At 46.7% G+C, this 14,510-nt stretch carries 15 protein-coding genes; 8 read left to right on the top strand and 7 right to left on the bottom strand.

Going from position 1 to position 14,510, the window contains the following annotated elements; translation table 11 throughout:
* The first annotated feature begins 136 nt into the window (after positions 1-136).
* Positions 137-580 (top strand): peptide-methionine (R)-S-oxide reductase MsrB, encoded by a 444-nt coding sequence (gene msrB / locus AB8599_RS19960; protein ID WP_407333479.1) that lies wholly within the window; start codon positions 137-139, stop codon positions 578-580.
* 109 nt (positions 581-689) lie between these two features.
* Here msrB and AB8599_RS19955 read toward each other — a convergent pair whose 3' ends face one another.
* Positions 690-929, bottom strand: a complete 240-nt coding sequence (locus tag AB8599_RS19955) for an RNA recognition motif domain-containing protein (RefSeq protein WP_407333478.1) — start codon at positions 927-929, stop codon at positions 690-692.
* 203 nt (positions 930-1,132) lie between these two features.
* The gene (locus AB8599_RS19950; RefSeq protein ID WP_407333477.1) at positions 1,133-2,524 is read right to left on the bottom strand and encodes a class II fumarate hydratase; all 1,392 of its coding nucleotides are present in this window, start codon (positions 2,522-2,524) and stop codon (positions 1,133-1,135) included.
* Positions 2,525-2,712: 188 nt separating this feature from the next.
* Between AB8599_RS19950 and AB8599_RS19945 the strand changes: the two genes are divergently transcribed.
* Positions 2,713-2,985 (top strand): hypothetical protein, encoded by a 273-nt coding sequence (locus tag AB8599_RS19945; RefSeq protein ID WP_407333476.1) that lies wholly within the window; start codon positions 2,713-2,715, stop codon positions 2,983-2,985.
* Positions 2,986-3,037: 52 nt separating this feature from the next.
* Here the strand turns inward: AB8599_RS19945 and AB8599_RS19940 are convergent, their stop codons facing one another.
* Positions 3,038-3,502, bottom strand: coding sequence for a DUF3429 domain-containing protein (locus tag AB8599_RS19940; protein ID WP_407333475.1), 465 nt, complete (start codon positions 3,500-3,502; stop codon positions 3,038-3,040).
* 93 nt (positions 3,503-3,595) lie between these two features.
* Positions 3,596-3,859, bottom strand: a complete 264-nt coding sequence (locus AB8599_RS19935) for a DUF5062 family protein (RefSeq protein WP_407333474.1) — start codon at positions 3,857-3,859, stop codon at positions 3,596-3,598.
* A gap of 651 nt (positions 3,860-4,510) precedes the next feature.
* On the opposite strand from AB8599_RS19935, the gene AB8599_RS19930 reads away from it, so the two are divergent.
* From AB8599_RS19930 to AB8599_RS19920, 3 genes are all read left to right on the top strand, one after another.
* Entirely contained in the window at positions 4,511-6,457 is a 1,947-nt protein-coding gene (locus AB8599_RS19930) for a PTS mannitol transporter subunit IICBA (protein WP_407333473.1), read from the top strand.
* Positions 6,458-6,552: 95 nt separating this feature from the next.
* Positions 6,553-7,701 carry a mannitol-1-phosphate 5-dehydrogenase gene (locus AB8599_RS19925; protein ID WP_407333472.1) on the top strand — a complete coding sequence of 383 codons (1,149 nt, stop codon included), beginning with the start codon at positions 6,553-6,555 and terminating at the stop codon, positions 7,699-7,701.
* A gap of 76 nt (positions 7,702-7,777) precedes the next feature.
* Positions 7,778-8,308 (top strand): MltR family transcriptional regulator, encoded by a 531-nt coding sequence (locus AB8599_RS19920; RefSeq protein ID WP_407333471.1) that lies wholly within the window; start codon positions 7,778-7,780, stop codon positions 8,306-8,308.
* A gap of 205 nt (positions 8,309-8,513) precedes the next feature.
* Here the strand turns inward: AB8599_RS19920 and rluF are convergent, their stop codons facing one another.
* Positions 8,514-9,746, bottom strand: a complete 1,233-nt coding sequence (gene rluF, locus AB8599_RS19915) for a 23S rRNA pseudouridine(2604) synthase RluF (protein ID WP_407333470.1) — start codon at positions 9,744-9,746, stop codon at positions 8,514-8,516.
* A 275-nt stretch (positions 9,747-10,021) separates the two neighbouring features.
* Here rluF and yqfB point away from each other — a divergent pair, with 275 nt between their 5' ends.
* Positions 10,022-10,342 (top strand): N(4)-acetylcytidine aminohydrolase, encoded by a 321-nt coding sequence (gene yqfB / locus AB8599_RS19910; protein WP_407333469.1) that lies wholly within the window; start codon positions 10,022-10,024, stop codon positions 10,340-10,342.
* A gap of 93 nt (positions 10,343-10,435) precedes the next feature.
* Here yqfB and AB8599_RS19905 read toward each other — a convergent pair whose 3' ends face one another.
* Together AB8599_RS19905 and AB8599_RS19900 are read right to left on the bottom strand one after the other, a co-directional pair.
* Positions 10,436-11,677, bottom strand: coding sequence for a cysteine desulfurase-like protein (locus tag AB8599_RS19905; RefSeq protein WP_407333468.1), 1,242 nt, complete (start codon positions 11,675-11,677; stop codon positions 10,436-10,438).
* Positions 11,655-12,290, bottom strand: a complete 636-nt coding sequence (locus AB8599_RS19900; protein ID WP_407333467.1) for a 2OG-Fe dioxygenase family protein — start codon at positions 12,288-12,290, stop codon at positions 11,655-11,657. The genes AB8599_RS19905 and AB8599_RS19900 overlap by 23 nt, the downstream gene beginning before the upstream one ends.
* A 353-nt stretch (positions 12,291-12,643) precedes the next feature.
* Between AB8599_RS19900 and AB8599_RS19895 the strand changes: the two genes are divergently transcribed.
* The gene (locus AB8599_RS19895) at positions 12,644-13,816 is read left to right on the top strand and encodes a GNAT family N-acetyltransferase (RefSeq protein WP_407333466.1); all 1,173 of its coding nucleotides are present in this window, start codon (positions 12,644-12,646) and stop codon (positions 13,814-13,816) included.
* A gap of 111 nt (positions 13,817-13,927) precedes the next feature.
* Positions 13,928-14,497, top strand: coding sequence for a DUF6151 family protein (locus AB8599_RS19890; RefSeq protein WP_407333465.1), 570 nt, complete (start codon positions 13,928-13,930; stop codon positions 14,495-14,497).
* The last annotated feature ends 13 nt before the right edge of the window (positions 14,498-14,510 follow it).

The following is a 14,510-nucleotide window of genomic DNA, read 5'->3' as shown; positions in this document are numbered from 1 at the left end:
TCTCTATCTGAGAGCAACATGAAATTAATTTGTGATCCATGCGGTCTTTTCATGCATGACGCGATTTACCTTTATCGTTTCATCGCGTCATTTTTGTCGCGCGAATAACCATGACAACACATAAGAAGGTGACATTATGCTTAACTGGGAGTCTGTAATAACCACTGCAAAAAACGGTAACCCTACCCCACCACGTTGGGTTGAAAAATCGGAGGTGGAGTGGCAGGCCGAGCTGAGCGAAGAACAATTCTATGTGACACGTAAGCACGGTACTGAACGTCCATTTAGTTCAGAGATGTGCGGTATTTTTCAGCCCGGGATTTATGCTTGCGCCTGCTGTCATACTCGACTTTTCGATGCGCAAGAAAAGTTTGATTCGGGCACAGGTTGGCCGTCATTCACTGCACCAATTGAGGAGAATGTCGTGGCATACAACATGGATATTACTCACGGCATGACCCGTATTGAAGTAACGTGCAACGTCTGTGATGCACACCTCGGGCATGTATTCCCAGATGGGCCAGCACCGACCAAACTTCGCTACTGCATTAATGCCGTCGCCATGAACAAGGAATCATAAATCTATCTTGCGTGACAGGCATTTAAGTCGATACTCGCGATAGAAAATTCAACCAACAAAAAAGCCAGCCCTTAGAAGGCTGGCTTTCTCATCAATCAGTGTTGTTGAATTAACTGTCTGCTTTCTTAACGCGGATCTTGCTCTTAGCAACATCGCTTTGATTCAGAGCTGCAATCGCTGCTTTTGCTTCATCTTCATTTGGCATTTCAACAAACGCAAAGCCTTTCGACAGACCCGTTTCTTGGTCTAAAACAAGCGTGCATTCACCCACTGAGCCATGTGCAGAAAATAGAACACGCAGTTCGTGCTCAGTCGTGATGCGCGCAAGGTTGCGAACTAAAAGTTTCATATTAAGCCGTCTGATATAAAAAATACGGATGAATTGTCTCAGGTATACCGGGGCAAACCAAGAAAAGAATCTACGCATTGATCAATAGTTGCCGTTTAAGGCGATGCGCCCTTGATGCTGAAGCTGTTTCGTACACTTTCCTGCATACACCCACGTTAAACGGGGAATTGATATCTCTCTGTTATTTATCCGCAATCCCTCCACTATTTATCCGCAATCCCTCCACGTGTTAGCGTGACAGGGTCTAGCAACGCTTCAAGTTGCTCTCGTGTCAAATCCGTTTCTTCAAGGGCAACATCTATGATTGGCCGATTCTCTTTGTAAGCTTTTTTCGCAATATCCGCCGCTTTCAAATATCCAATGACAGGGTTAAGTGCTGTTACCAGAATTGGGTTTCTCTCCAATGCCGCTCCCACACGCTCTTCACGCACCTTAAACGTCGAGATAGCTTTTGTCGCAAGAAGACTTAGCGCATTGGCCATTAAATGAATGCTTTCCAGTAGATTGTCGGCAATTAGCGGCAACATCACGTTAAGCTCAAAGTTTCCTGACTGCCCTGCAATACCAATGGTGGCGTCATTTCCCATCACCTGCGCCGCGACCATGGCACTCGCCTCAGGAACAACGGGATTGACCTTGCCGGGCATAATCGATGAACCCGGCTGCAAGCTTTCAAGTTCAATTTCACCCAGCCCAGCCAAAGGCCCCGAGTTCATCCACCTTAAATCATTGCTGATTTTCATCACTGCCACAGCGAGATTTCGCAGCTGTCCCGATAAACCTACCAAGGCATCTTGGCTCCCCATCGCATTGAAGGGATGCGCATGCGCTTCAAATTGAATTCCCGTTAATGCAGTGATCTCTGTGGCAAACAGGGAAGCAAACTGCGGGTGAGCATTAATGCCGGTTCCTACGGCAGTGCCGCCTTGTGCGAGCTTTTTGGCCTCTTCTAACGCAAAAACGATACCGCGTCGACAACTGGCAATTTGCCGTTTCCACGCGTCCAACTCTTGGCCAAAGGTCACTGGCATCGCATCCATCAAATGGGTTCGTCCAGTTTTGACGATATGCCCTATTTCTGCTCCTTTACTCTCTAAGGCCGCAATCACTGTATCAAGTGCTGGGAGCAACTGATTTTCGCACTCAAGTACCGCGCTGATTTGAATCGCTGTGGGTATGGAGTCATTGCTGCTTTGACTCATGTTGACATGGTCATTGGGGCTGATGTCTACGCCACACTTGATAGTTGCTAGCGTAGCAACCACCTCATTCATGTTCATGTTAGAGCTGGTACCTGAACCTGTTTGAAATACATCAACAGGGAAATGGTCGAAATATTCTCCAGCAATAATGTCTTCACAGCTTTCAGTGATTGCTCCAGCGATTTGGGCATCCAATAGCGCCAAACTGCTGTTTACGCTGGCGGCACAATACTTAACCATTGCTAGCGCACGAATAAATGTCTTCGGCATCCGACGTCCACTGACAGTAAAGTTGTTTACCGCACGTTGAGTCTGGGCTTGATAAAGCATATTTTTGGGCACTTCCACTTCACCCATACTGTCATGTTCTACTCGTACTTCTTCCGTATTCATTTAATACTCCCAAGTCATGACTATACCCAGCAACTTCAAGATGCTTTTTCAGCGAGCATTTGTTTGGGTATAACTGCTTAAGTATGGTGGTAAAAATATAATTTCGTTGTCTCAGTAGCGGTTAGGCTTCCTTTTGCCGTACCATACTCAGCGAAAAACATAACCACGCAAGCGCAAGGCAAAAAATCATGAATGACGACGACATCCTTACCAGTGAACACCTGATTGAAATCGTTGAGAATCAACTCTCCGACAATAATCCAAAGAAAGTAAAAGAAACCTTGATGCGTCTGCGCATGACGGGCTCTTCTCAAGAGGAAGCTATCGAATACATCGCATGTGCGCTAATGGTGGAAATCTACGATGTGGCGAAAGGTAGTGGTGAGTTCAACTTAAAACGCTACGAAGAGCATCTTGAAATGTTGCCGGAAATGCCGTGGCAGGAAGATCTGGAAGATTAACCGCGAGTGACATGAATATTGAATAAAAAAAGCGCCTCACGGCGCTTTTCGTTTATATCGCCTGAGAAGGCAGCCCACTCAGTCCTATCCCTTCTAACCAATACAGTAAGAAAATATGGCACACCACCACAATAGCGGTTAATGCCGCGCGCATGAGGGTATACCAAAAGGGATAAATTCCTTTAAACATCAGCCCCACTTCCAGCGCAAACAAAATCACAAACGATGCGATCAGTAGGTAGAGCGAATAAGGATACGGCATCAACAAAGCGCCAACCGCAACCAAAGAAAATACAATCCCTACCGTTAACCCATTCGTTGGCTTATCAGGCTTTGCGCCACTGATTGTCATTCCCCAAACAGCCCCAGAAAGAAACGCCAAGATGACAGCGCTGTAACTCAAAAAGGTGTGAACGAGTGCGCTCTGCCAGTCAATGGGCCAGATAGGTAACAAAATGCCGAAAGCGACAAAGGGTATCAACCCCATGGCGCCATAGATAAGTGCTGTCTTTTTCATGATCAGAACTCTCATGTTGTTTACGCATACTGCCAATCTGCGCGAGATGAAAAATGGTGAAGCTTTATTTTGGTCTGAGTTTAGTTTTGGTAATTAGTCAGCGAGAAGTGGGTGTCCTTCTGGAAGCTGTTTTTGAATCCAAAGCACCAGTTTGTGCTTCATATTTGGGCCGTCTTCCTTGTCAGAGGCAAGAGGAACGATAATTTTGTCATCCACCAATAGACGGTAGATACATTCAATTTTGATTTTGTTGGACGTCCCATCATCAAAGCTCGTAAACCCGCGTTTCGCCGCGTACTGCTCTCCAATTTGCAGCGCTTTTTTCAGTAACTGGGCTTCGTGTTTAATTTTTTTCATTCCATCACTCCAGCTTATTTTCTCGAGCCAGCATAGCAGAGTGATAACTATACTCAAACAGCATCAATGTGAGTGCTTGGTTATTAACCAAGTCTTATCCGGCGACACATTTTTTAACACAGCGATATTCTCAGGCTTCTTCAAGACATTTGGGAATCTAGACCCAAACAACCTCAAGATGCTTGGGTATAAGGCCTAAAACAAACAAAGCAATCACACTATGTAAAAAAATTACAGGATTAAGCACCGGGAAGTGCTTCTATTTTTTAACGGTGCGAATTAATAAACATAAAGAGATCTAGATCACTCAAACTTTTTAACATTCCCGTAAATTAGCCAATTAAGTGATCTTAATCACAATAAATATCACAAGTAAAATACTAAAAAATGTGACAGCCACCAACATTGAGGCGATAAAAAAATATTGACTTTTGATTTATGGCGAAAATGAAATAAAACCACACAACAAATGCGAGATGGCTCTCACTTTTTTTGAAGATCAAGAGGGAATAATGGTGACGGGGGTCACAAAAAACCCGTTATCAGTGTCTTTGAGAATTTGTGTGGTAATTTGATTTTGAGGACAAACAAACCAGCGGTTTTGGCGAACCGCTATACACAATTCAAAGAAACTTCAAACGGGTAACGTTTATGATATCACCAGATGCGAAGATCAAAGTACAAAATTTTGGTCGGTTTCTCTCAAACATGGTTATGCCTAACATTGGCGCGTTTATCGCGTGGGGTTTAATCACAGCACTGTTTATTCCAACCGGTTGGTGGCCAAACGAAACACTGGCTGCCTTAGTTGGCCCTATGATCACTTACTTACTTCCGCTTCTTATCGGCTATACCGGTGGTAAGCTCGTTGGCGGCGACCGTGGCGCAGTTGTGGGCGCAGTCACCACCATGGGGGTTATTGTCGGTGCAGACATTCCCATGTTTATGGGCGCAATGATCGCCGGTCCAATGGGTGGTCTAGCCATCAAAACTTTCGATAAGAAAATGGATGGCAAAGTCAGAAGCGGCTTTGAGATGTTGGTTAACAACTTCTCATCCGGCATCATTGGTATGCTGTGTGCCATCATTGCGTTCTTCCTGATTGGCCCATTTGTTAAAGTCATTTCAGACTTACTGGCATCAGGGGTTAACTTCCTTGTTGAAGCAAACCTTCTTCCTCTTACTTCTATCCTTGTTGAACCAGCGAAAATTCTGTTCCTAAACAATGCAATTAACCACGGTATCTTCTCTCCGTTGGGCATTCAGCAGGCTGCAGAAACGGGTAAGTCGATATTCTTCTTGATTGAAGCCAACCCAGGCCCAGGTCTTGGTATTCTTCTGGCTTACATGTTCTTCGGCAAGGGTATGGCAAAACAGACGGCAGGCGGTGCATCCATCATCCAAATCTTTGGTGGCATCCACGAGATCTATTTCCCGTATGTACTGATGAACCCGCGTCTTCTGCTAGCTGCTATTGCTGGCGGTATGACTGGCGTATTCATTCTGACGGTGTTCAACGCTGGATTGGTATCACCTGCATCACCGGGTTCTATCTTCGCGATATTGTTGATGACACCGAAAAGCTCGTTGGTGGGCGTACTGTTATCAGTCGCGGCTTCAACCGCAGTGTCATTCTTCGTTGCATCAATTCTGCTAAAAGCACAGCGCACCACCGATGAAGACGGTGACGAAGATGCACTGAGCAAAGCAACATCACAAATGAAAGACATGAAAGCCACGTCAAAAGGTGCAGTTGCAGCTAAAAATAGCGGTAACGTAAACATGGCATCTGTGACAAGCATCATTGTTGCTTGTGATGCGGGTATGGGCTCAAGCGCCATGGGGGCAGGGTTGCTGCGTAAGAAAGTGAAAGACGCAGGCCTTAATATTACGGTGACCAATGTGGCGATTAACAACTTGCCATCAGACGTTGATATCGTGGTTACGCACTCTGACCTGACTGACCGTGCCCGTAAACATGCAGAGCACGCTCACCACATTTCGTTGCAAAACTTCTTAGATGGTGAGGTTTACAACAACTTGGTGACCCAACTGTTGGCAGCTCAAGGCCCAAAGGCCGCAAATGATGCAGAGTACCTTAAAAAGCCATTACTCGCAGCTAACGATGAGACCCTACAGCCTCAACCTTTACCCGCGTTTCAACTAGAGAAGAAGAACGTGCATCTTGGCCTTCGTGCAGACAACAAAGAGGACGCGATTCGCTTCGCAGGTGAACGTTTGGTTGAATTGGGTTACGTCGAGCCTGAGTACGTGGATGCCATGTTTGCCCGTGAAAAACTGGTTTCAACCTACCTTGGCGAGTCTATCGCGGTTCCACATGGCACCATTGAAGCGAAAGACAAGGTCAAGAAAACAGGTATCGTGATTTGCCAATACCCTGCTGGCGTTCGTTTCACTGATGATGAAGACGATGTGGCAAAACTGGTTATTGGTATCGCAGCGAAAAATGACGAGCACATCCAAGTTATTACTGCCATCACCAACGCACTGGATGATCCAGATGCCATTGAACGCCTTTCTTCAACGACAGACGTTAATGAAGTTCTAGAAATACTCTCTTCTACTGAAGCTGCATAAGCCCAGTTAGATCAAAAGGAGCAAGCACTTGCTGGCTCCTTATTTAGAACAAGATCTTGGAACAAAAGATCGACTTTGTTGGTGAGGTAAGAATCATGAAAAAAGCAGTTCACTTTGGTGCTGGTAATATTGGTCGCGGTTTTATTGGCAAACTCCTTGCTGATTCAAACGTGGCCGTCACCTTTGCAGACGTCAATGAGCCACTGATTGATCAGTTGAGCCATAAACAACAATACAATGTTCGTGTAGTGGGTACAGAAAGTACCATTGAGTCAGTCAGCCATATTTCAGCGGTTAATTCGATGAGTGCTGATGTGATCGACCGCATAGCCACCACAGATTTAGTCACCACAGCCGTCGGTGCAAACGTGTTAGACAAAATCGCACGCACCATTGCCGAGGGCCTCAAAAAGCGATTTTCTGACGGCAATGAATCTCCGTTAAACATTATTGCCTGCGAGAACATGGTGCGCGGAAGTACCCACCTAAAGGCCGAGGTATACCGCCACTTAAACGAAGAAGAGCAAGCAAAAACTGACGAGTACGTTGGGTTCGTCGATTCTGCCGTAGACCGTATCGTTCCCCCGATGGATGCGGCGAACGACGACCCACTTGAAGTCACCGTAGAGAGCTTCAGCGAATGGATTGTTGATGATCAGCAGTTCAAAGGTGAAATTCCTGCCATTACTGGCATGGAACGAACCAGCAATCTGATGGCGTATGTTGAACGCAAGCTCTTCACTCTTAACACAGGCCATTGTATAACGGCCTACTTAGGATGCCTCCATGGCTACCGCACCATTCGTGAAGCGATAAACGATCCTGTCATCCGTACAGACGTTACGCAGGCCATGATGGAAAGTGGTGAAGTCCTCATTCGACGCTATCGCTTTGATCGTGAAAAACATTATGTTTACATTGACAAGATCATTGAGCGCTTCGCCAACCCATTCTTGGTTGATGAAGTCGATCGTGTGGGGCGAGAGCCGATCAGAAAGTTGGGGCAAAACGATAGATTAATCAGACCATTACTCGGTACAATGGAGTACCAAACCGATAACGATGCTTTGTTAAAAGGCATTGCTGCCGCGCTGAAGTATGAAAACAGCACTGATCCGCAAGCCGTGGAACTTCAAAGCTATTTACAACAACACGGTGTGGTTAAAACGCTTGCTCACTATTGCGGTCTAGAAGAAACAAGCAAAGAGGCGCAAAGCATTGAGTCGATCTACCACCAGCTTTAAAGTCAATTTCCCGCTGAATGGGAATGATAAACGGGAGCAAAAGCTCCCGTTACAGAGGAAGAGCACCAAGGCTAAAATGGTAGCACCGATAAAAGAAACGCAGATTATAGAAAGGCTCAACAGCGCACCGTCTGTGCGAGGGTTTTTTATTGCCTCTGTAGAAGTGTTTACAGATGCAATTGACTCTCTCATTCAACGAATCTTTCGTAAGGATGACTTCGCAGTCAAATCGGTTGTTGGTCCATTGTTGGACGATACGGGTCCATTGGGAGACATCGCGGTGCGTCTTAAGCTGCTCTATGGATTGGGTGTATTACCTGATGCGATTTATCAAGACATCAATGACATCATCAAGCTACGAAATCAATTGAACAACGACAGTGAAGAGTACACGTTTACGCACCCATTCATTCTCAATGCCATCAAGAAGCTTAACTTGGTAGAGAAAATGGGCATGGTAAAACTGGACGTGATGCAGCCTGATACTGATGTAGGTTTAGAGTTCTACCAAATGCAAGTTAAGCGTCAGCAACAAATGATAGCATCTGGCCTTTCGCTTGCGATTGTCGAAATTTGTAATGAACTGAACAAAGAGAGTCCTTTCTAGCAGATTGCAACAGAGCTGACGAACAACTTTCTTCAAAGAAAGAGAGGATGCAAGGATGCACACTCTCGACTCCCCTGCCGATTACCTTCTATTTTCTCTCTCACATCAACAGTCCCATCAACAGTGTCAAACGCCTGAATTGCACCCAATAAAAAAGGGAGCGACATCATCACTCCCCTTTGTTGTGGACTCACCCAGTATGGCGCTATGGACGGCGGTCTTTCGGTTTTCGATTATTCGGTGCGCCAGTCGACGGCGCTTTGCGAGATGCTCCACCGCTACGAGAACTGTCATTTCTCGCCCCATCTCGGCGCGCACCATCTCTATCAGAGCGTTGTGGGCGGGCGCTGTCTGGTCGAGGGCCACCTCGGCGTGAATCATCTCTGCGCGAATCGTTTTTTCGTGAATCACCTGATCGGGTGTCATCACGTCGCGCATTACCAGAGCGCTCAGTGTCTTGGCGGCTACCCCCTTTCTTGAAGCCTTCTCCGCGTGCGACCTCTTTACGAGCACCGTCATTGCGCTGGCCATCTTTCGAGAAAGAACGCTTATCACCGCGTCCAGTGCGATCATGACGACCATTCGAGGACGCTCTCGGCTTCGCAAAAGCAATCTTGCCTGATTTTAAATTCTGCTTTGCTGCATCACTGGAAGCGCTTTTCACGTCGCCGACACCAATACCCTCATAGCCGTCATCTGGCTCAAAGGTACTTTTAGAGTCCACCACGGCCGCATTGATATCGTCCATTTCTTCCTGTGTCAGCTCACGCCACTCACCCAGTTTCAACGTTCCTAAACGAACATTCATAATACGAATGCGTTTTAATTTAGTCACTTCGAAACCCAAGTATTCACACATACGACGAATCTGTCGGTTCAAGCCTTGGGTCAGAATGATTTTGAATACAAATTTGCTTTGTCTTTCTACCACGCAAGGCTTTGTGACGGTATCAAGAATAGGGATACCGTTGGACATCAATTCAAGGAACTTTGGCGTGATGGGACGATCAACCGTGACAAGATATTCTTTCTCGTGGTTATTACCCGCACGCAAGATTTTATTAACGATATCGCCGTCACTGGTCAGAAAAATCAAACCTTCAGATGGTTTATCCAAACGCCCAATAGGAAAAATACGTTTTGGGTGACGAATCGCGTCAACAATATTGCCACGCACGTTACTCGCCGTGGTACACGTAATACCAATTGGCTTGTTATAAGCAATGTAGACGCGGTCTTCTTTGCTCTCAGGCACTTTATCGATGCGTTTGTTATTCACCTTCACTTCGTCGCCGGGCAACACTTTAGTGCCAAGCTCAGGCACGATGCCGTTGATGGTGACTTTTTTCTGCTCAATGAATTTGTCTGCTTCGCGACGCGAGCAAAAACCAGAATCACTGATGAATTTGTTTAGTCGTATTCCGCTACTTGTGTTCACAAACGTTTCTTATCTCAAATGTGCTGATCACGTTCAGCGATGTGATTAACGCGGTTTTTTACCACCACATCTCATCGCTTCTCTGTGTCTTACTCGGGTATAACCCGCAATTATACGTTAAATCCGAGGCCGCAAGATAGCGGGACACCGGGTTTTATGGCAGGAAGGAATCTCATGCTGCTCATTTCGTCATTTTTTAGTAGAAAAACGCGATGCAATTTTGCTGCACTATGATTTAATGCGCGTCCGAAAACGGCAGACCATAAGGCATCACTGTGAGCCAAGCACCAACTAAAATCACCTTCTTCGAATGGCTAACGCCGCTTGTTGCATCTGGCAAGAAAACCATCACGATCCGCGATGTGTCTGAATCACATTATGTGCCGGGCACACGTGTGGATGTTCATACGCTCGAAAAAGACGAGTATGTCTGTCAGATTGACATCCTGACCGTCGAGCAGATTGCATTTGAAGACATTGGTGAAGTGCATGCAGCACAAGAATTTCTGCCATTAGATGAGCTGAAACCCCTGATCCGCAAGATCTATCCTGACGATGATACATTTTACGTGATCAGCTACAAATTGGTTAGCTAGCCAAGTGGCCATAGGTTGAAGGTTGAAAGTTGAAGTTTGAAGTAAAAGCCGACAATTGTCGGCTTTTTAACGTCTTCACATCAGATTGGGCAATCAAAGCACTGCTTTCAATGCCTCAAAGAAACCGTCAATTTCTTCAACCGTGTTGTAGTGCATTAGTCCCACACGAAGAATGCCGCCTTTATCGGTTACGCCAAACGCGTCCGTGAGCTTGTCAGCGTAAAGATGGCCACTCCACACATAGATCTGACGCTTTCCAAGCGCAGCCGCGATTTCTGCAGGGTCTCGTTCACCAAAACGAAGGGCAAACGTCGCGGTGCGGCCTTCTGCTTGTGGCAAGCCGAACAATTGCACATTTTCTACCAATAATAATTGCTTCAAAAAATAAGCAGAAAGTGATGCTTCGTACTGATGCAGGTTGTCGTAGCCCGACGCGAGCCGGTTTCGAAGCGTCCCCCCCTCGCCTAGTGATGCGAGATACTCCACGGTGGCCACAAACGCACTCAGAGCCTCAAAGTTAAGCGTGCCAGTCTCCCAGCAGTTGGGCGCAAAATTCGGTGCGGGCTCGACTTTATAAGGTTGAATCGATGATAACCATTGGGCTTTTCCATAGAGAAAACCAAGATGGGGGCCATAAAACTTGTAAGCTGAACCTGCTAGGAAATCCACATCTAATGCCTGCACGTCCACCAGCTGATGCGGCAACAAATGAACCGCATCAACAAACACATTTGCGCCGACTTTGTGGCATTTTTCTATCACCGCTTTCAGGTCGGTTATTGTGCCCGTAATATTGCTTGCAGCGGTTAGGGCAACCAATTTGGTCTTGTCACTCAGCAGCGTATCCAAGGCATTGAGATCCAATTCACCACGCGCATCCTTCACCGGCAAATAATGTACCTTTACCCCTCGGTCTTGTGCCGCCATCACCCAACTAGAGCGATTGGCGCCATGATCTGCCACTGACACGATCACTTCATCATCTGCTTGCCATTGTTGACTTAACGCACGGCTAAATGAAAATGTCACAGACGTCATATTCGGGCCGAAGAAGATCTCGCTCGGCGACGCCGCCCCCACCAGCGCAGCAGCACTTTCTCGTGCGCGTTCGACCAGTAATCCGGTTTCCTCACTCACCAGAAATTTACCGCCTAAGTTAGCGTTACCCGCGCGTAGATAGTTACCAAACGCATCAATAACGGAATCTGGCAACTGCGTGCCACCGGGGCCATCAAGGTAAATGGGGGATACTCCACCTATTTCACGTTGTAACGCTGGAAACTGGCGACGCAGAGATTCAACAGAGTTTTGATTAAGCGGTAAATACGAAGACATCGCGTACGCCCTCCTTGCCGGATTCGCTCGATAACGTTTCTGAAATGTGATGGTAATAGCGTTGATCATCAATAATAACGAATTGATTGGGTTCTAAGACGGTATTGAGATGCGGGTGCTGCTCGACGGGCGAGGTGAAAATTTGTGTAAAACCACCTGCGATATTCTGTCGTTGCACACAGAAAATACCGACAAAGCGAAAACCATCTTGATGAATACCTTCTGGTGCTGGCGCGCTGGTATCTTCCGCTGAACATGTCACACGAATTTGGTGAACGTCAATTTGGCCACCTTGACTATCTATCCCTGTGGCAGACGCAAACGATCGAATGAGATGGGTGAACTCAGGCAGGCTCACCATATCGTCATCCATTGGGGCAAAGTGGCGTTCAATATCGCCCACAACACGATTCACATCTGAAGATTGCATGAATGCCTGATGGGGCAGACGCGAGAGCTCACCCTCAGGGTCGATCGCAAAGCACGCATAACTGCGAAAGCGCACATCGCTATCGACATAGGGATCTTTGCTCAACGTAGCAAAGTAAGGGAGCAAGGTGTGGGACACCTGTTCCGGTGTCTGGAAGGCTTCGATCAGAAATTTGTTTTGCATCTCTCATTCCTTGTGAACCGTGACAAAAACCCAACCTGTTACCAGATTGTTAATGAAATCTTATGCCATGTAACGACCATCCAGCAAGAGTAAAACGCCAATATAGTTTGATAATCCAGTATTAAATGTCACCAACATAACAATCTGGCATATTGTATTGGTTTTGATGTTTTCATTGGTACGTTGTACCACGCTTAAAGGTAATAACGAACATTGGTGCTTTCAGAGCTTGTCGTCCCTCAAGCCAAAAGAAGACGCGAATACCCTCCATCTCTGTGGGTTGTATTTCGTCAGAAGCTCACCCAAGATGCGTATCAGGGATGCATTTAAAGCAAAGGACATCAAACATCAGCATGGACAGCAAACAAAGCGAGACACAGGATTTGACGTGCCGGTCAGTCCCGACAATCGATGCTTTTAGTGAAGAGGAATGGAATTCTCTTCTCTCGAATGACTACCCTTTTGCTCGCCATGCTTTCTTTGTTGCGTTAGAGCAAAGTGAAGTCATAGGCCGCAAAAGTGGTTGGATAGCCCAGTATCTCGCCGTTTATCGCGGCGACAAGCTCGTGGCCGCCATGCCATGCTTTATCAAGAGCCACCCTTACGGCGAATATGTGTTCGATTGGTCATGGGCGGAAGCCTACGAAGACGCAGGGATCGAATACTACCCTAAGCTGGTTTGTGCTATTCCCTTTACTCCGGCTGCTGGCCCACGCTTATTGATTTCAGCAAGCGAAGACCAAGTAGAAATCACAACGTATCTGTTAGGCGGCATGCGCTCACTCACAGATCAAATCCAATGTTCCGGCGCCCACATCCTTTTCCCAACGCAATCTGCCTTACCTTCGCTCATTGACCACGGATTCCTGGAACGACGCGCCGTACAGTTCCATTGGTTTAATCGAAACTACCTGACCTTTGATGATTTTCTGGCCACACTAACGTCGCGTCGACGCAAGAATATTCGCAAAGAACGAAAAAGCATTGGCGATCAATGTGTCGAAGTAAGGATCCTCGATGGCGACGCCGCCTCCGCGTCTGACTGGTCGACGTTTTACCGCTTCTATCAGCGCACGTATCTCAAACGTTCAGGACATACTGGCTATCTGAATCAAGGGTTCTTCGAGCGCATTGGGGCATCACTGGGAAACCGCTTGGTATTAATACTCGCATACGTCGACGACGACCCTGTGGCTGGCGCACTATATTTCAAATCTACCGATACCCTGTATGGCCGATATTGGGGATGCTTAGCCGAATATGAAAACCTACACTTTGAGCTTTGCTATTACCAAGGCATTGAATATTGCATCAAACACAACCTTGAGCGATTTGATGCGGGCGCACAGGGTGAACATAAACTGATGCGTGGGTTTGAACCTGTTTACACCTATTCTGCGCATTACTTGCAGCATCAAGGATTTCATCAAGCCATTGGCGACTATTTGCAGCGGGAGCATTCGTTAATACAGCAGTACCTTGACGATGCCAAAGCGCATCTACCTTTTCGTTCAGATCTCACATGATGAATACATTTGAGCATGGACTGTAGTGATGGAAATTGGTGATTTTTTCAACCTTAACTAAAGGTTAAATCAGATATAATTTCAATTACCAACTCCAAAAAGGACTGCCCAATGACCGATCTCTCACTGCGTTGCGAATGTGGCGCATTACAGGGCACGCTAAAAAACGTGTCGCCCAAAACAGGCAACCATTTGGTGTGTTATTGCGATGACTGCCAAGGGTTTGCCAATCGATTAGGCAATGGAGATAAGTGGTTGGATGAATGGGGCGGCACAGAGTTGTTCCAACTTGCACCAGCACAAGTGGAGATTCACCAAGGCGCCGAACAGTTACGTTGCATGCGAATGACCTCGAAAGGAATCTATCGCTTTTATACCGCCTGTTGCCATTCACCGATCGCAAACACCATCAGCAGAAAAATGCCGTTTGCTGGTATTCCGACGTCAGCCATTCATGGAGAAGGCCGCGACGCCGCTTTTGGTCCAGTGAAATTTTATGTCATGGGGAAATTTGCTAAAGGGACGCCCCCAACAAGCCCTAGTCCTAAGTTTTCATTTTCATCACTGGTGACGGTCATGTCGTTTATGCTGAAAAACAAGATAAAGGGCACTAACATCCCCACACCTTTTTTCGACGAACAGGGTCGTTCGGTCGTCAAGCCGGACGCCACTGACCGATAGCATTCAAGGGAAT

The sequence above is a fragment of the Enterovibrio litoreus genome (genome assembly GCF_045679545.1).
Lineage (GTDB): Bacteria > Pseudomonadota > Gammaproteobacteria > Enterobacterales > Vibrionaceae > Enterovibrio.
This window is presented reverse-complemented; position numbering and strand designations above follow the sequence as displayed.